General features: G+C 67.8%; 13 protein-coding genes. 2 read left to right on the top strand and 11 right to left on the bottom strand.

The features are described from left to right. Window positions 1-30: 30 nt before the first annotated feature. From B0B14_RS00140 to yicI, 3 genes are read right to left on the bottom strand one after another with little or no spacing between them, the layout of a single operon-like run. Window positions 31-1,989, bottom strand: coding sequence for a glycoside hydrolase family 127 protein (locus B0B14_RS00140; protein ID WP_179085238.1), 1,959 nt, complete (start codon window positions 1,987-1,989; stop codon window positions 31-33). Between the two features lie 45 nt (window positions 1,990-2,034). Then, window positions 2,035-4,563 carry a glycoside hydrolase family 3 C-terminal domain-containing protein gene (locus B0B14_RS00135; protein WP_076679416.1) on the bottom strand — a complete coding sequence of 843 codons (2,529 nt, stop codon included), beginning with the start codon at window positions 4,561-4,563 and terminating at the stop codon, window positions 2,035-2,037. Further along, window positions 4,560-6,863, bottom strand: coding sequence for an alpha-xylosidase (gene yicI, locus B0B14_RS00130; RefSeq protein WP_076679414.1), 2,304 nt, complete (start codon window positions 6,861-6,863; stop codon window positions 4,560-4,562). The genes B0B14_RS00135 and yicI overlap by 4 nt, the downstream gene beginning before the upstream one ends. Window positions 6,864-7,083: 220 nt before the next feature. Here yicI and B0B14_RS00125 point away from each other — a divergent pair, with 220 nt between their 5' ends. Together B0B14_RS00125 and B0B14_RS00120 are read left to right on the top strand one after the other, a co-directional pair. Then, window positions 7,084-8,070: a LacI family DNA-binding transcriptional regulator gene (locus B0B14_RS00125; RefSeq protein WP_076681169.1), complete on the top strand. Its 987-nt coding sequence runs from the start codon at window positions 7,084-7,086 to the stop codon at window positions 8,068-8,070. A gap of 40 nt (window positions 8,071-8,110) precedes the next feature. Beyond that, entirely contained in the window at window positions 8,111-8,716 is a 606-nt protein-coding gene (locus tag B0B14_RS00120; RefSeq protein WP_076679412.1) for a DUF624 domain-containing protein, read from the top strand. Between the two features lie 74 nt (window positions 8,717-8,790). Here B0B14_RS00120 and B0B14_RS00115 read toward each other — a convergent pair whose 3' ends face one another. From B0B14_RS00115 to B0B14_RS00080, 8 genes are all read right to left on the bottom strand, one after another. After that, entirely contained in the window at window positions 8,791-10,539 is a 1,749-nt protein-coding gene (locus tag B0B14_RS00115; protein ID WP_076679409.1) for an extracellular solute-binding protein, read from the bottom strand. Window positions 10,540-10,569: 30 nt separating this feature from the next. Continuing rightward, window positions 10,570-11,538 carry a carbohydrate ABC transporter permease gene (locus B0B14_RS00110; RefSeq protein WP_083710206.1) on the bottom strand — a complete coding sequence of 323 codons (969 nt, stop codon included), beginning with the start codon at window positions 11,536-11,538 and terminating at the stop codon, window positions 10,570-10,572. Window positions 11,539-11,548: 10 nt separating this feature from the next. Further along, window positions 11,549-12,550, bottom strand: a complete 1,002-nt coding sequence (locus B0B14_RS00105; RefSeq protein ID WP_076679403.1) for an ABC transporter permease — start codon at window positions 12,548-12,550, stop codon at window positions 11,549-11,551. Between the two features lie 178 nt (window positions 12,551-12,728). Continuing rightward, on the bottom strand, window positions 12,729-13,070 hold the full coding sequence (locus B0B14_RS00100; protein WP_076679401.1) for a DUF202 domain-containing protein: 342 nt from the start codon (window positions 13,068-13,070) through the stop codon (window positions 12,729-12,731). Continuing rightward, complete coding sequence (locus tag B0B14_RS00095) at window positions 13,067-13,432, bottom strand: YidH family protein (protein WP_076679399.1); 366 nt, start codon at window positions 13,430-13,432, stop codon at window positions 13,067-13,069. The genes B0B14_RS00100 and B0B14_RS00095 overlap by 4 nt, the downstream gene beginning before the upstream one ends. Window positions 13,433-13,573: 141 nt before the next feature. Next, a complete protein-coding gene (locus tag B0B14_RS00090) occupies window positions 13,574-14,095 on the bottom strand; it encodes a hypothetical protein (RefSeq protein WP_143733582.1) in 522 nt (173 codons plus the stop codon). Window positions 14,096-14,097: 2 nt separating this feature from the next. Then, window positions 14,098-14,991 carry a hypothetical protein gene (locus tag B0B14_RS00085; RefSeq protein WP_143733581.1) on the bottom strand — a complete coding sequence of 298 codons (894 nt, stop codon included), beginning with the start codon at window positions 14,989-14,991 and terminating at the stop codon, window positions 14,098-14,100. Between the two features lie 477 nt (window positions 14,992-15,468). Beyond that, complete coding sequence (locus tag B0B14_RS00080) at window positions 15,469-18,276, bottom strand: AfsR/SARP family transcriptional regulator (protein ID WP_076679392.1); 2,808 nt, start codon at window positions 18,274-18,276, stop codon at window positions 15,469-15,471. Window positions 18,277-18,302: the final 26 nt, after the last annotated feature.

Here is an 18,302-nt window from a genome sequence, read left to right as displayed (position 1 = left end):
CGTCGACCCCGCTCCGCAAGGTGAGGAGGGTCAGCGCGAAAGCACCGGAACGTGGACGCGCATCGTGGACGGCCCCCGATTGGCCCAGAGCGCGTAGGGGATGAAGGTGAGGTCGACCGGATCCTCCCCCGTGGCGGACTCGGCATCCGCTCTGTCCGCCCACGGGAAACCGGCCCACGCGCGACCGTCGACCCTCCGGCCCTGTGCTCGCAGTGCGCGCACGCCCACATCGCCGATGGCGATGTCCACTTCGGTCACCGGGGCGTCCGCGTCGACCACGATGGACTCCAGGTCGATGCCGGGATTCTGATCGACGCTCTCCAGCGCATAGACGACCGGCCCGCGTTCCAGCGCGACCGTGCCTCGCACCGCGTCGGCGGCGGGATGACCGACGGTCCAGCGAGGCTCGACCTCGAACGCGACGACCATCCGGTCCCCCGCCGCGAACTCGGCCGTGAGCGACACAGCGTCGCCTTCGACGATCGCCTGCAGTCCAGCGATTTGTCCGTTCGTCGTCACCTCCGCGTGCCGGACCCACCCCGGGCGACGGACGCTGAGCTTCCATGGCGCGGCGGGCGACTCGAGGACCGTGATCTCGATGACTCCGTCGTCGGGATACCGGGTCTGCACGCCCAGACGGACGCTGCCCGCGTCGGTGTGGATCGTGTACTCACCGGGGAAGAACTGCTGCACCTGGATGCCGTGCGCGTCAGAGGTCATGGCGTAGGCGCCGAGCGACGCAACCGTCCGGATCACGTTCGGCGGACAGCAGGCGCACCAGAACCAGGCCGGACGCGTTCCGGGTGCTTCCGCGCGATCGGGTCGGTCGTCGACGGGCGCGGCCGGAAGGGCACGGCGGCGCTGTCCGGGGTTGCTGTAGAAGAAACCGGTGCGGTCGAGGGAGGTCGACGCCGCGAAGAGGTTGTACAGGCCTCGCTCGAACAAATCGGCGTAGCGCGCCTCGCCCGTCGCCAACAGGAGTCGCCAGGCGACACCCATGTAGCCGATGGTGGCGCAGGTCTCGCCATACCCGACATCCTGCGGCAGTTCGTGGGGTTCGCCGAGGGCTTCCATGTGCTGACGAGAGCCGAGGGCTCCGGTCAGATAGAGCTGCTCGCTCGTCACGGAGTCCGAGATGCGCTGCACGGCGGCGAGGAGTTCGGTGTCATCGGTCTCGACGGCGACGTCGATGGCTCCCGCGAGGTAGTACATCGCGCGAACCGCGTGTCCGAGGATCCTCTCGCGCTGACGGAGCGGCACGTCGTCCTGCAGGTAGACCCCGTCGACCGGCGATCCCGGCTCCTCGACGAAGATGCCGACACCGCGACCGTCGATGAACTGACGTGCCAGATCGAGGTAGGCGCGCGTGCCGGTGGTCCGGTACAGCTCGACCAGCGCCATCTCGATCTCCTGGTGGCCGTCGCTCTCGGGCCGCCGCCCTTCGCCGAACTCGGCCACCAGATGATCTGCCGCGCGCACCGCGACCGCGAGCAACGCGTCGCCGCCTGTCGCACGATGGTGAGCGACCGCCGCCTGGATGAGATGACCCATGCAGTACATCTCGTGGCTCATCTGCAGATTCTCGAAGCGCTGACCGAGTCCCGCCTGCACGTAGGTGTTGACGTAGCCGTCTTCGGCTTGCGCAGCGGCGACGAGGGCGATGAGCGCATCGACCTGCTCCTGGACGGCCGCCCTGTCGTCGCTGTCGCGTGCGAGCTCCCAGGATGCTCCCTCCAACACCTTGTAGATGTCGGAGTCGCTGAACCAGATCGAGCGCCGCTCGCCGAGATCGTCCGCTCCGGGGTGGAGCCGACGGAAGGCGTCGAGGCTTCCATCGCGTTCCATCCACTTCTGCGCATGCGGCAGGGACGTCGCGGCGTTGTCGCGCTGCCAGGCGGCCCAGACACCGTCGGTCAGGTGCGCGTCGCCGATGCCGAGCGGGCTCAGGCGCCCACGCGTCGGTGCAACGGGGGAAGTGTGTGAGGTCAAGATGCTTTCCTTCATCGAATGTCGGTGTGAATCGGGTGACGGTGGTCAGCGCACCCGCAGGGTGATGCGCTGCGGCAGATCCCACGCGGAGCGACCCGCCGCCAGGTCGTATGCTCCGGGCTGTACGCGAAGAGCGCCGGCGTGGACCCAGTCAGAGGGCGCGTCGCTCAGGCGGATCTCGTCGTCCCAGACCGCCAGCCGGCAGACGGAGAACGACAGTTCGACGTCGGCGCTCTCCCCGGGCGCCAGTGCGACTCGACGATAGGCCAGGAGGATTCGCTCGGGGGTGGGGATCGCGAATGACTCCGCCGGCATCGCGTACAGCTGCACCAGCTCGTCGACACTCCGGCTTCCCGTGTTGCGCACGCGCACCGAGACGCTCAAGGTCGAATCCTGTGCGCGCGGCACGAACGCCGGATGCGCGTGGGTCGGCGCGGGAGCGGGCGTCTCGATCGCGGAGCAGTGCAACGCTTCGTACGTGACGCGCGAGTAGGACAGTCCGTGACCGAACGCGAAAGTCGGAGGCTCGGACTGATGACGGTAGGTGGCACGCTGACGCAGCGTGTCGTAGTCGAACAGATCACCGGCCTGCTCCTCCGAGTGCGGCCACGACTGCGTCAGGCGGCCGAAAGGCTCACGGTCGCCCGACAAGACGTCGATGACACCGTGACCCAACTCCTGACCGCCGTGACTGGACCAGACGACCGTCTCAGCGTCCACCCCGGTCAGAACGTACGGATAACTCGAGACGATCGTCAGGACGCACTTCGCATTGGCTTCGCGAACAGTGCGCCAGAGCTCTGCGGCGGCGTCTGGGAGGCGCAGGTGGGGCCTGTCCTCGGCTTCTCGCCCGCGGAGGTGCGGGTCGTTGCCGACGGCCACGATGACCGCATCTGCGGCGACGGCCGCGGCCCGGACGGCCGCGAGGCCCGATTCCACGACTCGAACGGTGAACCTCTCGGCGTCGTCCAGGGTCACGGCCTCGGCCGCGAGCAGTCCCGAGTCGCGCAACGAACGCACCCAGCGCCCGGTGCCCATGTGCAGCAGCGACCAGGATCCGTCGACGTGCACGTAGGACCGGAAGCTCTCCTGCACGACCCATCCGCCGACGCGCTCCGCGTCCGCCCGCATGGGCCAGCTCGCACCGGTCACCAGGCACCCGCTCGCGTGGGCGCGGAGCGTGAGCACGCCGTCGCCCCAGTCGGTCACGTCGAACTGCGAGGCGTGATCTGCGTTCTGCGCATCCGCGCAGAGAACGGCCTCGTCAGAGCATCGCACATAGGCGCCGGTCGAGTGGGCGCGCAAAGCGATCGTGTCGGCCCCCGAGACGACGTCGACCTGTTCGTACCGTTCCCTCGCGGCCGACGCGATCCCGACCGAGTACGGCGGCGTGCCGGCATACCAGTCCGTCAGAACGGCATCGGCCAGGGGCCCGACCACGGCGACCCGTCGTGGTCCCGACAGGGGCAGCACGTCGGCATCGTTGCGCAGGACGACCACCGATCGGGTCGCGGCATCACGTGCGAGGGCCCGCGACTCCGCCAGATCGATGTCGGCGCCGCTGATCTCCGCGTACGGGTCGTCGCTTCCGTCGAACTCTCCGGATCGCAGCCGGAGTTCGAGGATGCGCAGAGCCGCCGCATCGATGTCGGCCTGCGAGATCATGCCCTCAGCAAGAGCGTCGCGCAGATAGCCGGTCGTCGGCGCGGCATCCGCATCGTTGTCAGTGTAGGAGTCGAGCCCCGAGCGCAGGAGCGCCGCCGTCGCGTGGACGTGATCGGGCTGCGTGCGCTGCGAAGTCACGAGGAAGGTGGGCGCACCGGCGTCGGAGACGATCGCCAGCGATCCCCGGGTCCACGTCCTCGCCGCAGCGACGAGCTCGGGCTGCGTGTGGGCGGGAACTCCATTCACCCTGTTGTAGGCGAGCATCATCCCCCCGGCAGCACCGGACTCGATTGCATCGCGAAAGGCGGGAAGCTCCTCCTCGTGCAGCGTGCGCAGAGACATCTCCGACGACGTCGTGGAGCGATCGGTCTCGTTGTTGTAGGCGAGGAAGTGCTTCAGCGCGGGAACCGTGCGCCAGACTCGCGGGTGGTCTCCACGGAGCCCCTCGGAGTAGGCCCGACCCATGGCTCCGGTCAGGTGGGGATCCTCGGAGTATCCCTCCTCGTTGCGACCCCAGCGAGGGTGCCGCAGGGTGTTGACGACGGGAGCCCACACATTGAGGCTCACCAGCCGGTCTTCCGCACGCTTCGCTCGCACTTCGACAGAGGCGACCTCTCCGACCCGGCGCACCAGGTCGAGGTCCCACGTCGCCGCCAGACCCACGGACTGCGGAAAGACGGTGGCGACTCCCAGCCACGCAGCTCCGTGCAGCGCCTCGCAGCCGGTGCGCCACTCCGCGATCCCGAGGCGAGCGATCTCGGGGGTCGCCTGATGCAGCATCGCCGCTCTCTCCTGCGCTGTGAGGCGCGCGAGGAGGTCATCGGCGCGGGCCCTCAACGGCAGACTCGTATCGCGGAACGGAAGAGGCGGACTGCCGGGCGTGACCACCGTGACGTCGTTCGAGCTCATCGCGCATCCTCGTCGAGGTCGATCCAGAGCTCTCCCGGCCCCCGGCGAGTGACCTGCCGCTCACCTGCGCGAAGAGACCACGACGCAGTCGCGTCATCGGAGACGGCGACGATGCGGCCGCCCTCACGCCGCACTCGGAAGCCGACGCGGGCCCCGCCGTCGTGACCTCGGATGATCGTCGGCTCGTCGAATCCGTCCGGAAGTGCGAAGCAGCGGAGAGTGACTCCTTCGGCCCAGTCGTAGTCCGGGCGCGAGTCGTCCCCGCCGATCGGCAGGACCGTTCCAGGGCGGACCCGGAGCGGGATCGATTCGTAGCCGTGCGTCTCGGTGACCCAGCGCGGCCCGTTCACGACGCTTCCGTCCAGGAGCGAGGTCCACTCGCCATCGGGCACGTAGTACTCCACCGTGCCATCGGCGCGGAGGATCGGCGCGACCAGCAACGAGCCCCCGAGCATGTACTGGGTGTCGGCGTCGTAGCCGGACCGGTCCGCCGGAAACTCCAGCGGCATCGGCCGCATCATCGGAATGCCTTCCGTGTGCGCCAGCTCAGCGGCGCCCGCGAGGTACGGCATGAGACTCATCTTCAGCTTGGTGAAGCGGCGTGTGACATCCACCGCCTCCTCGTCAAAGGCCCAAGGCACGCGCACCGAGTCCGACCCGTGCAGCCGAGAGTGGGAGGAGAGCAAGCCGAACGCCAGCCATCGCTTGAAGACGTCGGGATCCGGCGTGCCTTCGAACCCGCCGATGTCGTGGCTCCAGTATCCGAAGCCCGACATCGCCAATGACAGTCCGCCGCGAAGAGACTCGGCCATTGAAAGGTACGTGGAGTCGCAGTCACCGCCCCAATGCACGGGATGCTGCTGCGAACCGGCCGTGGCGGAGCGGGCGAACACGATCGCGTCGCCTTCGCCGTGATGCTGCTCGAGGAGGCGGAAGACGGTCTCGTTGTAGAGCCGCGGATAGTAGTTGTGCATGCGAAGGGGATCCGACCCGTCGAACCAGCTCACCCCCTCCGTCGGGATCCGCTCGCCGAAGTCCGTCTTGAACACGTCCACGCCCTGGTCGAGGAGGCCCTGGAGCTTGTCGGCATACCAGCGTGCGGCGGCCGGATTCGTGAAGTCCACCAGTCCCATTCCCGCCTGCCACAGGTCCCACTGCCACACGCTCCCGTCCGTGCGCTTCAGAAGGAATCCCGCATCCGCGGCCTCCCGGAACAGCGCCGACCGCTGGGCGATGTAGGGGTTGATCCACACCGAGACGCGCAGCCCGCGCTCGTGCATGCGACGGATCTGGCCCGACGGATCGGGAAAGGCGCGCGCGTCCCACTCGAAGTCGGTCCACTGGTACTCGCGCATCCAGAAGCAGTCGTAGTGGAACACCGACAGGGGGATATCGCGCGCGGCCATTCCGTCGACGAAGGCCGACACGGTCTGCTCGTCATAGCTCGCCGTGAACGACGTGGTGAGCCAGAGACCGAACGACCACGCGGGGACGCGGGCGGGGCGTCCCGTGAGGGCGGTGTAGCGACGCAGAACGTCCTTCGGCTGCGGGCCGGCGATCAGGTAGTACTCGAGCGCCTCTCCGGCGACCGAGAACTGCACGCGGGAATTCACCTCGCTGCCCACCTCGAAGGACACGTTCTCCGGATGGTTCACGAACACGCCGTAGCCGCCCGTGGTCAGATAGAACGGCACGCTCTTGTAGGCCTGCTCGCTCGAGGTCCCGCCGTCCGCGTTCCACGACTCGACGCTCTGACCGTTCTTGACGAATGCACCGAAGCGCTCACCCAGTCCGTAGACCCGCTCCCCGGGTTCGAGCGAGAGCTGCTGGTGCACCCACGTCGCCTTCGGACCGCCCGACGGAGAGGCACCGGTGACGTGCCCGATCGAGCGCGGCAGCGAACTCGTGACGAGCTTGCCATCGCACTCGAAGTCCATCCGCCACGGACCCGAGTGTCGGACGCGGACGGCCAGGGAGCCGGAGCGCAGGATGCTCTCGTCGGCGCTCTGATCGAACTCGGGGGTGTGTGCCCTGTCGTCGTGGACGTCGAAGAACGGCCCGCGGGCGACACGCCCCGCGTGGTGTTCGAGGCGCACCTTGATGATGCCCTCCGCCGGTGCCGACAATGTCACGGTGAGCATCGGCCGGTTGAGCGTGTCGCCGCGGTCGCGCGTGACCGCCGTCGGCGCATAGACGGTCATCGTTCCCGCACTGCGGTCGACTCGGACGTCATCTACCTCGACGGCATAGAGCGGACTCATGTCGGGACGGGTCAGCCAGTAGCCGTCGGTGAACTTCACGTGGGATGCCTTTCGCAGGGGTTCATCTCGCCTCGAGTGACATGCGTCCCCATCGTGAGTTCGCGCCCGTGAGTTCGCGGTGACCACGATGTCCATGTCGTCGAGCTATCGAAGCGCTTCAACACTGCGACGTTATACTATGAAGTAAGCGATGTTCAACTGCCAGCGGGATATGGTCTCGGGCATAGCGAACCGCTTCGTCGAAGGGGGTCCTGCACACGTGGTCACCATCACTGACGTCGCCCACGAGGCAGGCGTGTCGATCTCCACCGTCTCCTACGTGATGAGCGGCAAGCGCGCCATCTCGCCGATGACACGGGAACGTGTCGAGCGGGCGATACAGTCACTCGGCTTCAGTCCGCACGCGGGCGCCCGCTCCCTCGCCTCGCGCTCCACGAACGTCATCGGGCTGCAGGCGCCTCTCCGGACGGGTGTCGACGTGCACGTCGTGATGCAGGTCGTGACGGGCGTCGTCACGCGGGCGCGCGCGCACGGGTACGACATCCTGCTCCTCGCCAGTGATGACTCCGAGGCGCTCCAACGCGCTGCGAACGGCTCGATGGTCGACGCCCTCGTGGTGATGGACATCGAGTCCGACGACCCGCGCATCGAGACTCTGTCGAAGCTCGGCCATCCGAGCGTGCTCATCGGGCTGCCCGACGGGCGACGTACCCTGCCCTGCGTCGACTTCGACTTCGAGGCAGCGGGGTGGATGGCTGTCGACAGACTCGCGGGCGAGGGGCATCGCCGCCTCGTGCTGATCGGCTCTCCGCCCGAGGTGATGCAGCGCCACACGGCGTATGCCGATCGACTGGCTCGCGGATTCCTGGCGGCCTGCCAGGCGAGCGGGGTCATCGGCAGCGTTCACGCGTGTCCCAGTGACGAACGCGCAGCCGACGTGGCGCGAGAGATCGTGCGGAGCGATCCCGAGGCGAGCGGCTTCTTCATCCACAACGAAGGGGGCCTGCCCCACGCGGCCGCCGCGATCGTCGCCGCCCGCGGCGACAGCCGCCGCCCCGCGGTCATGGCCCTCTGCCCCGAGGACCTCGCCCGCGCCACACCGGGACTCATGGACAGCATCGCGATCCCCGCCGAGTCGATGGGCGCTGCCGCCACCGACATGCTGTGCGCGATTCTGAGCGAGGGGGCGACCCCGACGGTCCGCCTGCTCCCGCCCGCGCTGACCTCGATCTCTACAGTCCGATGAGGCGGTGCATCGTGCGGACGCCTCCCGCCGGAGCCGGCGCATGAGGATCGACCCCGACAGCCGCGCGCTCGGAGGCTTCACCGTCTTCCTGACCTTCGTCGCTCTCAACGCGCTGTACCTTCTCTGCTGCGTCCCGCTCCTGACGATCGGCGCAGCGACCTCCGCTCTCTTCACGGTGACGATCCGCTACTCGGACGACGAGAGCGGCCGACCACTCAAAGACTTCTTCCCGGCGATGCGGGCGGATTTCGGCCGCGCGACGGCGCTTTTCCTCCTGCTCGCCCTGCCCGCGACGGCGCTCGTCGCAAGCAGCGTGTTCTGGTTCTCCCATGACGCGGTCTTCGCCGGCGCCCTGGGCCTGCTGGCCGTCCTGGGGGCGCTCTACCTCTTCGTCGCTTTCGTGTTCGCCATGGCGCAGACGGCGTGGCTTCAGGCGAGCGTGTCGCGCACCCTGAAGAACTCACTCCTGCTCCCGGCGGCGGAGCCGTTGCGCTCCATGGGACTGCTCGTGATCCCCGTCTCCGTGGTCGCCATCGCCATCCTGTTCCCTCCCTTCCTGATCCTCGTCGCCACGATCGGATTCTCCGTCGGCGCCTACGTCAGCGCGTTCATCTTCCGCAGCGTTTTCGCACGACGCGCGACCTGACTGAGCCACGTGATCGGCGCGTGAAGAAGGGCTCGGAGTGAACACCCCGAGCCCTTCTTCACATGCACGTCAGATCAGTCGCCGAACTCCTCGGCGACAGCGGAACGCGCGTCCGCCTGCGCCTGCGCGTTGTCCATGTCGACCGACAGCACCTTCTCATAGCCCAGACCGTTGGCGGTGTCGATCATCTCCTTCCGCAGCGAGTCGAACTGCGACTCGCTCTCGGCGGAGACCATCTGCCACGAGAACTGCTTGATGATCTCCTTGATCTGGTTGCGCAGAGTCTCGATCTCGGAGCTGTCCGCCGGCGTGGTGAAGCTGGCACCGGTGGCGACGAGGATCTGATCCCGCTCCTTCAGGTAGTCCATGGTCGACGCGGCGCCGCCCATCGCCGCCGACCAGTCCTCGCTCAGCGGATCCGCGATGCTCTCCTGGTAGGTGGGCCACAGCGTGTAGCTGTACGGCAGTCCCGTGGAGGGGTCGACGTCCACCGGGACGACCGCGCTGAGATTCAGCGCGGAGACCCCGTCCGCGTAGTTGCCACCGCCCCACTCCTCGGGGACGACTCCGCCTCCCTGAAGGAAGACCTCTCGGCCGAACTCGGTCAACTCCGGCTCCCCGGCGTCGTTCACGTCCCACGTCAGCCCCTGCGGGCCCGACGATGCGCCGACCTGGCTGCTGTTGACGTAGGCGCCCTCCGGCGAGTAGAGCCAGTCGACGAAAGCAGCGATGCGCTCCGGGTCCTCCGCCTTCGAGCCGATCGCGAACACCTGTCCCCCACCGTAGATCTCGGCGCCGACGGAGTAGGACTTCTGGTCCGCGACCGGAGCCATCATGAAGCCCTTGCCCTCAGCCGTGTTCGCGTCGGTGTTGTAGGCAGCCTGCGCAAGCCATGGCCACCAGCTGAACAGGACCTGCCCGTTCTGGTACTTGGAGTACACGGTGTCGTAATTCTGGGTCGTGGACTCGGGGTCCAGGAGTCCGAGCTGGTTCGCTTCGAAATAGAGCTCGAGGTTGCGCATGTACTCGCTGTCGGGGTCGAGGATGCTCTGGAAGTCCGAGCCGTCGGCACGCGCCAGCGCGAATCCGAGCTCGTCGTACCCGTAGAAGGTCGCGGTCTGTTTGCCGGCGACCATCATGTTGCCGTCCCAGTCCTTGAAAAGCGAGAAGGCATAGGTGGGGTTGCCGTTGTCGGCAGTCGGGTGAGCCGCCTGCATGTCGGCGAGGATGGGAAGCAGGTCTTCGACGGTATCGATCTCCGGATAGCCGAGCTCCTTGTAGTAGTCCCAGCGAACGTAGGCTCCGAAGATCGGCTCGAGGCCCTCGGACGGCTCTGTCGGAGAGAGTGACGAGACGTTGGACGGAAAGCCGAAGACTCCGTCCTTGCCGTCGTTCAGGTAGTCCAGAGCGGGCTTGTACGCGCTGACGTGCTCCATCGCCGGCAGGTAAGGCGTCGCATCCATGAGCAGCCCGCCCTCGACGAGTTCGGTGAGCCGCTCTCCCTTGTCCGTGATGATCAGATCGCCGAGGTCGCCTGCCGCCACCCGGGTGTTGAACAGAGTGTCACCTCCCCCGGCGACGTTGGGGGCGATGATGTTCAACTTCATGTTGAACTTGTCCTCGACGAGTTTGGCGAACCACCCCTGCTGAATGCCCATGTAGTTGGCCAGTCCGTCGAACACATCGATCGTGATCGTCTCGTCCCACGACTCGGGGAACTCCTCGATCGCCTCCCGCTCGCCTCCGCCCGCGGTGCACGAGACGAGCGAACCCGCGACGAGCAGCGCGGCGACGCCGAACGTGGCTTTCTTTCGCAGCTTCATTGCTTTCCTTTCTTGGTGTCGCAGGACGGGTCAGCCCTTGACCGCGCCCAGCATGATGCCCTTCACGAAGAAGCGCTGGAACAGTGGATAGACGAAGATGATCGGCAGGATCACCAGCACCGAGACCGTCATCCGGATGGAAGTCGGGGTCTGCTCGCCCGCCAGACCCGCTATCTGTGCAAGATTCCCGCCGGAGTTCTGTGCCGCGATGGCCAGGCTGGAGGCCTGGTTGATGAACATGTAGAGCAGAAACTGCAGGGTGTAGAGGCTCTGGTCCGTGACGTAGATGAGGGTGTCCTGGAAGCTGTTCCACTGCGTGACGGCGCTGAAGATGGCGATCGTCGCCAAGATGGGCACCATGTTGGGCAGGTACACGCGGAAGAAGACCTGCAGGATGTTCGCCCCATCCATCTCCGCGGCTTCCTGCAGCTCGCGCGGCATCGACTCGACATAGGTCTTGGCGAGGATGACGTTGAAAGGCTGGACCACGAAGGGCAGGACGTACACCCAGAAGTTGTTCGTCAGACCCAGGGTCTTCATGACGATGAAGATCGGGATCAGCCCGGCACTGAAGTACATCGTGATGATGAGGAACCGGTACCAGAACTGGCGGCCCCACATCCGGCTCTGAGTGAACATGAATCCGAGGAAAGCCGAGGCGAGCACGGTCAGAACCGTGCCGATGACGGTGCGCCCGATGCTCACCACCGCGGCCAGCGGCAGCCCGGGCAGCTGGAAGACCTGCGCATAGTTCGTGAGATGGACATCGATGGGCCATATGCGCACGTCCCCTGCAGCCGAAAGATCGTTCGCGCTGATCGAGTTGATGATCAAGTAGTAGAACGGGTAGGCGCAGATCAGGGCGAACACGATGAACACGAAGGCGTTGGACGCGCGGAACAGCATGTCTCCGGGCCGCAGCGGCTCCGTGGGCGGCCGATCCCTTCGCGACCCGCCGGTTGTCGAGGTGGTCAGGGTGCGTGTTGCAGTAGCGGTCATCTCGGGCTCCTCACACGATCGATTCGCCGCGCACGCGCTTGGAGATCGCGTTGACGGTCAGCAGAAGCGCGACGGAGATGAGGCTCTTGAGCATGCCGATCGCCGTCGCCAGCGAGAGGCTGTTGCCGGTCATTCCGATGTTGTAGACGTACAGATCCAGAACCTGGATCCATTGCTTGTTGAACGCGTTCTGGAAGACGTAGTACTGCTCCATCCCGTTGTTGAGGATGTTGGCGATCGACAGCAGAAGGAGGACGAGGTAAGTCGGCATCAGTTGCGGGATGGTGATGTAGCGCATGAGTTGGAATCGGCCGGCGCCGTCGATGCGCGCAGACTCATACAGCGACTGATCTATCCCCGCGATCGCGGCGAGGTAGATGATCGCCCCCCAGCCGAGCCCCTTCCAGATGCTCCACAGGGTCATGGTGAGCCAGACGTTCTGGTCGGAGTCCAGGAACTTGACGGGCGCTGTGACGATGCCCGCATCGATCAGCACGTCGTTGACCAGACCGGAGCTGGAGAAAAGCGAGAAGGCGATGACGTAGACGAGCACCCACGAGATGAAGTTGGGCAGTGCCGTCAGCGTCTGCACGGAGTTGCGGAACCAGGGCGCCTTGATCTCGTTGAGGAAGATCGCGAAGAACAGCGGCAGGACGGAAGTCGCGATCCCGAGGAAGCTGATCGCGAGCGTGTTCATCAGGACCTGGCCGACCTGTGCCAACTGCGTCGGCGAGCTCACGAGCAGCTGGAACCACTGGAGGCCGACGAACTCGCTCCCCTCCAGCCCGAGCGCGGGCTTGTAGTCGTACAGCGAGAAGATCCATCCGTACAGCGGCAGGTAGGAGAAGAGGAACGCCAGCACCAGGAAGGGGGCGATGCACAGGAAGAGCCGGACGGATGTGCGATGCGGCGCGCGATCGGCTCTCCCTCGGCGAAGTCGCCGACCCTTCTTCCGAAGATTCCGCGCTGCGGCCTCCTGGAAGACGGCTTGCGGCTGAGGCAGCGTCGTCATCTCACTCCTTCGTGTCGCGGCATCGCGCCTCGTCATCGAGATGCGGGACCAAATCGTCGAACCGCTTCGATTCGAACCGCTTCGAAGAAGATATGCGCAGAAGTGGCCCAGCGTCAAGCGGTGCCGCGGATCGAGATACGCTCGGAATGGGCTCGCGTCGGCCTTCGCGGGCGAGGACTCAGCGCAGGACGGCTGCCACCACGATGACGCCGCCTACGAGAGCGATCACGGTCACGCCGACGACGAGCGAGAGCAGCAGCACTCCCCCGGGCATCCTCGCCCGATCTCCCTGGGCCCGCAGTGTCTCGTCGATCGCCCGGCAGCGTCGGCGCGATGCGGCCAGGAGCGCACCGCTGCCGATCAGGCCGATGACGCCGCCCAGCGACCAGACGATGCTTCCGAACGCCTCGGGGAGCAGTCTCAGCGCGACGAGCGAGCCGACCGCGAGGGCGAGCGCCGTGCGCCGCCAGGCGAGCTCGGTGCGTTCGGGCTGCAGTCCGGGATCGAAGAGCTCGCTCATCGCAGGATGATCGCGAGGAGCACGAGCACGCCCGCGACCATGACGCTGACACCGAGCGCGAGCCCGAGGAGTGACGACGGAAGCGGTCGCGCTTCTCGGAGGGCGCGCTCCGTGCGCATCCAGCCGAACCAGGCGAGCATGGGCGTGAGGATCCCCATCACGACCAGGACGAGAGATGCTCCCAGTCGCAGTCCGGGATGCAGGTCGAGTCCGAGCACCTCCAGCGCCACGCCTCCGGCGACGAGCGCGAGCGCCGTGCGGATCCAGGCGAGCAGCGTCCGCTCGTTCGCGAGCGAGAACCGCGCGTCGGGTTCTTCGCCGCGCGAGAACACCGAAGCGGGGAAGCGGTCGTCGGATCTCATCGTGCCACCCGGAATCCTGCGTTCGATAGACGGCACCTGGGCGGCCCGCTGTGAACACGATCCCATCTTGCCAAATACGGCGCCGGTGCCGTCTCCCGACCCGAACTCATGCGAACGGCTCGCCGGCGATCCCGCGGACCGTCAGCCGTGCGCGGCAGCGACCTTTCTGATCGCCGCGATCACTTCCTCAGCGTCGGAGGGCGACGCGAACGAGTCCGAGACCACCGTGATCCACTTGCCGTCCTCGAAGATCTCGGCGTCGCCCGTGGCCGGGTCGAAGTATGCGTCACTGCCGAGATCTCTGGAAGAGGTCAGACCGTTGATGCGGAAGTAGTCCTGCAGCGCGGACGCCGACGCCTCGTCGGGATGAGCCAGGCCGATCAGCAGGTGCGTGTCGCCCGTGCTGAGCACGCAGCCCGTTCCGCCTACCAGAGCAGCCGCCGCCGAGGGAGTCCCCGGGCCCGGCGACAGAGTCGGATCGAGCTCCCAGCCGGGCAGGGCATCGAGCAGTTCTTCGCACTCGATGCCGAGCTCGCCCGTCGAGGCGATCTCGGGAACGGGCATCCGCGTCGGAGCGGGATCCGCTCCGACGGCGCAGCCGCTCACGATGGCGCCGACGGCACCCAAGACGAACACGGTCACCGCGATACGTGAGGCGCTCATCATCACTTCCCTTCCGCTTCTACCCACCACTGGGCATCGTCGGTCGCATCGCACGGAGCCGCGGTCACCTGGGAACCGGGCCCACCGGTCGCCGTCAGGCACGACCCGCCCATCGGGGTGGACCCCGACCAGGTCGTGTCGGTCTGCATCAGCATGACGGCCTCGGACACCTGTCCCGCACCCCAGTCGACGTAGGAGATCTGACCTCCCGACGGAGGCTCGTCGGACGCGCTCGCGAACACGAAGAACCCGTTGACGTCGGCGATCGCCGTGCTGAGCAGCATCGCGGGCTGCCAGAACCCGAACGTCGCGATGTCGTACGCGAAGGCGTTTCCGCCACTGTCCCCTTGCAGGTACCAGTTCTGCGCGGACGTTCCGGTCGGCTGCTGCACGAGGACCGGGGATCCGATGGAGCCGCCGGGGTCGAGCGCCAGGCCGGTGGACAGGTTCGTGTACTGCATCGTCATGTTGCAGTAGAAGCAGGACGGGTCGACAGGGCTCACCCCTTCGCCGCCGGTCGCGGTCTTCGGCAGCGGCGGCGCATCGGCGTACCAGGAGGGCACGGCGTCGCACCACCAGGTGAGCGATGCCGGATGGTCGCTGGCGATGCTCCAATTGTGGAACTGATCGGTGACGTTCTGGTAGAGGTGTCCGTCGCCGGTCGACGGGATGGAGGTGAAGAAGCTGGCTCCCTCCGATGCGACGTACTGCCCGGTCGCGGCCGCCACCGAGGGGTTCGGCGATGTCGGAACCTGCGCGCTCGGCTGCCCCGGGCGCACGTACCATCCATCCGGGCATCCTCCGTAGATCGACTGGAACTTCCCCTTGGACACGCTGCGGCTCGCCGTGTACGCGAACGATGTCGTGTTCGTCGGGGCGGGCGGCGTCACCGTCACGGCGCCCGGGTCGTAGAGGTCGGCGGACGACGTGGGCGAGGACGACGACGGTGAGGGCGAAGACGACGGCTCGGACGAAGGAGTCGGGGTCGCGGTCGGAGTGGATATCGACGAGGGTGTCGGAGCCGGCGAGGGGGTCTCCGCGGCCAGCGCGGTGACGGCTGGTCCTGCGACGCATCCGGCTGTCAGAGCCAGCGCGCTGATCACCCGGGCAAGAGCGGCGCGGGCCGGCCCCCGGCGCTGCGGCCGCCTGTGCCCGATGGACACCCCCGGTGCCGCGGACCACGTCGCGCGACGCCGCCGGCGCGCGGCGTTCTCGCGCATTCTGCTCACATATGCGAACACGGTCGCCTCCGTCATTCTCTCGTCACGACGTCGCGGATCGACGTCTCCGACGACGGTGACAGCCTCGGATCCAACGCCGCTCCAACGGCGCGAGCCGGCGCCGCCGGTCAGGCCGCGGAACGCAGCATCCGGCTAGACGCCGGTGTGCTCCTCACCGGCGCGCCATGCTCGGAGGAAGTCCTCTCGCGAGAGCGCGTCCTCGGTGCGGCGGATCAGTTCTCGGGTCGCCGACTGTCTCGGCCACACGGTTCCGTCACGGAACGCCGCCGAGCTGGAGGCCCCATAGAGCCGCGCGGCGCGGACGACGTCCCCGGCCATCGCGGCGAAGTCGGCCGCGTTCTCGTCGAAGCCGCTGAACGCCCGTCCGCCGACCCGCCTGTGCAGCTCCCGACCACGGCCGACCCAGAGCTCGCCGAGTGCAGGATCCTCGGTCAGCAGCGCGTAGAGGCTGAAGAACGATGCGCAGATCGATGCGGCGAACGTGTTGTCCTGCAGCACCGCACGGTCGTAGACCGCCTGCACCTCAGCAGGGTCGGGGCGCGCAGCGGTCGTGGCGGCCAGGGCGTCGACGACGACCGCTAGAGCAGTGTCGTTCGTCGCGGAGGCGACCTCGCGGACGTCGCGCAGAACCACGGCGACGAGCCGGGGTTCGGCGCCGGTGAGCAGCGAGTAGGCGAGTCCGGCGAGCGCCCAGGCCAGTCCGGTGTCTGCAGCGACTGCCAGTCCGCTGCGGGCTCGTTCGACATGAGGCAGGGCGAGATCGCTGCGGCCCTGCAGAACGTAGCGCACGGCGAGGGCGCACTGGACCCCCGCCTGGTCGAGGGGTTCGACGCCGGTCGCGGACTCCGCGAGTTCGAGCCAGGTGAGTCCTTCGACCAGGCGGCGGCGGAGGTACCAGTAGCCCGCGAGCCCGGTCACCACGGCCGCCCCCTGCGGCCGTGGCTCCTCGACGAGCAGGCGGCGCAGCGTGCTGCGGACCGCGTCGAAGTCGTCATCGACGGCGTCGTACCAGCGGTCGGGGTCGGGGCTGAACACCCGTGGCCGAGCAGCGACGAGCGCTCTCACCCACGTGTCGCGGGCATCCTCGACCGCCGCGACCTCGCCTTCCACCGTCAGAGCCCGTCGCGCGTGCGAGCGCACGGTCGCCAGCTGGCGGAACCGCATCCGACCCCGGGATGTCGAAGGCGGAACCGGCACCAGCAGGGAGCGATGGGCGAGCAGCGACAGGAGATCGGGTACCGCGTCGGCGGGGACCTCCGCGACCGAGCCGTCGGAGGGTGCGGCGAGCGCCACAGCCGCCTCGACCGTGAACGGTCCAGGGAGGACCGCGAGTCGACGATGCAGGATCCGCTCGTCGACGGTGAGGGTGCGATGGCTCCACTCGATCGCATCTCCGACGCTGTCATGATGGGTGCCGCCCGTGCTCCGAAGCCGTCTCAGTCGGCTCGGATCGGCTGCCGCCTGGGTCGCGACGGCCGCGAGACCGTCCGTCCGCACTCGGGCGGCAGCGAGTTCGATGGCGAGCGGCAGTCCGTCGACCGCGGCGCAGATCCGATCCGCCTGCTCGCGGACATGGTCGTCGACCTCGAGCTCCGGCACGGCCTCCGACAGGCGGGCGAGGAGGAGCTCGACCGCCGGAGACGACTCGCCCGTCGACGACGCGTCCACAGGCAGCGGGCCGAGCGTCCAGATCACCTCGCCCGGGAAGGCGACGGCTTCGCGACTGGTCAGGAGCACGGCGCAGCGCGCGTCGGCGTCGGCGACCTGCTCGACGAAGGCGGCCGCGCCAGCGAGCACGTGCTCGCAGTTGTCGAGGATGAGGAGCATCCTCCGACGGCGGAGGTGGTCGACCGTGGAGTCGATGGCGGAGCCCACCACGCCGGGCGCGAGGCGCAGCGTGGATGCGACGAGCGCGGCGACCATCGACTCGTCGTCGATCGTCGCGAGATCGACGAACCACACCCCGTCGGGGAACTCGGATGCCAGCGCGTGGCCGGCCTCGAGAGCGAGCCGCGTCTTGCCGCACCCGCCCACGCCGGTCAGAGTGACCAGGCGATGGCCGGCCACCAGGCGCGAGATCCGCCCGAGGTCGCCGTCTCGGCCGATGAGCGGAGTCGTGCGGCGCGGGAGCGGCCGCGGGGCGTCGGACGGGAGTGCAGGGGCGGCGACGGACTGCCGCACGACGAGGCCCGCATCCTGATCCAGGATGCGGTGGTGGAGCCGGTCCAGCTCGACCCCGGGTGCGAGCCCGAGTTCCTCGTCGAGCAGTCGGCGGATCCGCTGGTACGCCTCGAGCGCCTCGTCGGTGCGGCCGGCGCGGTGCAGCGCCAGCATCCGCTGCGACCAGTGGCGCTCGCGCAGGGGCGCGCGCTCGATCAGACGCTCGAGGTCTGCGAGGGCCTGCTGATTCTGGTCGAGATCGAGGAGGGCGTCGATGCGAGTCGCGGCCACTTCGGTCTGCATCTCCTCGAGTCGGGCGACGGCCGCGCTCGCCCAGATCTCGTCCGAGACCGGCTCGAACGGTCGCCCGCGCCAGAGGGAGAGCGCCTCGTCGCAGTGCTGCAGCACCCTGCCGGCGTGAAAGGAGGCGGTCAGCTCGCGGATCTCGCCGGCTTCCCGCTCGAAGCGCAGCGAATCGACGTCGTCGACGCGCGCGAGCAGCCGGTAGCCGTCGACGTCCGTGGTGAGAACCTGGGCGGGTCGACGGGCGGGCCGGTGCGGCTCGAGCGTCTGTCGGAGACGCCAGATGTGCGACTCGAGCGTCGAGGTGTGATCGGCGATGTCATCGCCCCACACGACCTGCAGGAGCTCCGACGCGGTGACCCGCTGGTTCACCCCGACCAGGAGGCGAGCGAGGAGAACCTGCGGGCGACGGCCGCGCAGCGGCTGCTCGACGCCGTCGACCTCGACACCGAGCAGTCCGAGGTCGCGCACCCGCATGGCACCAGTAGAGCACAGCAGATCCG

The organism is Microbacterium sp. RU33B (assembly GCF_900155915.1).
Taxonomy (GTDB): Bacteria; Actinomycetota; Actinomycetes; order Actinomycetales; family Microbacteriaceae; genus Microbacterium.
This window is presented reverse-complemented; position numbering and strand designations above follow the sequence as displayed.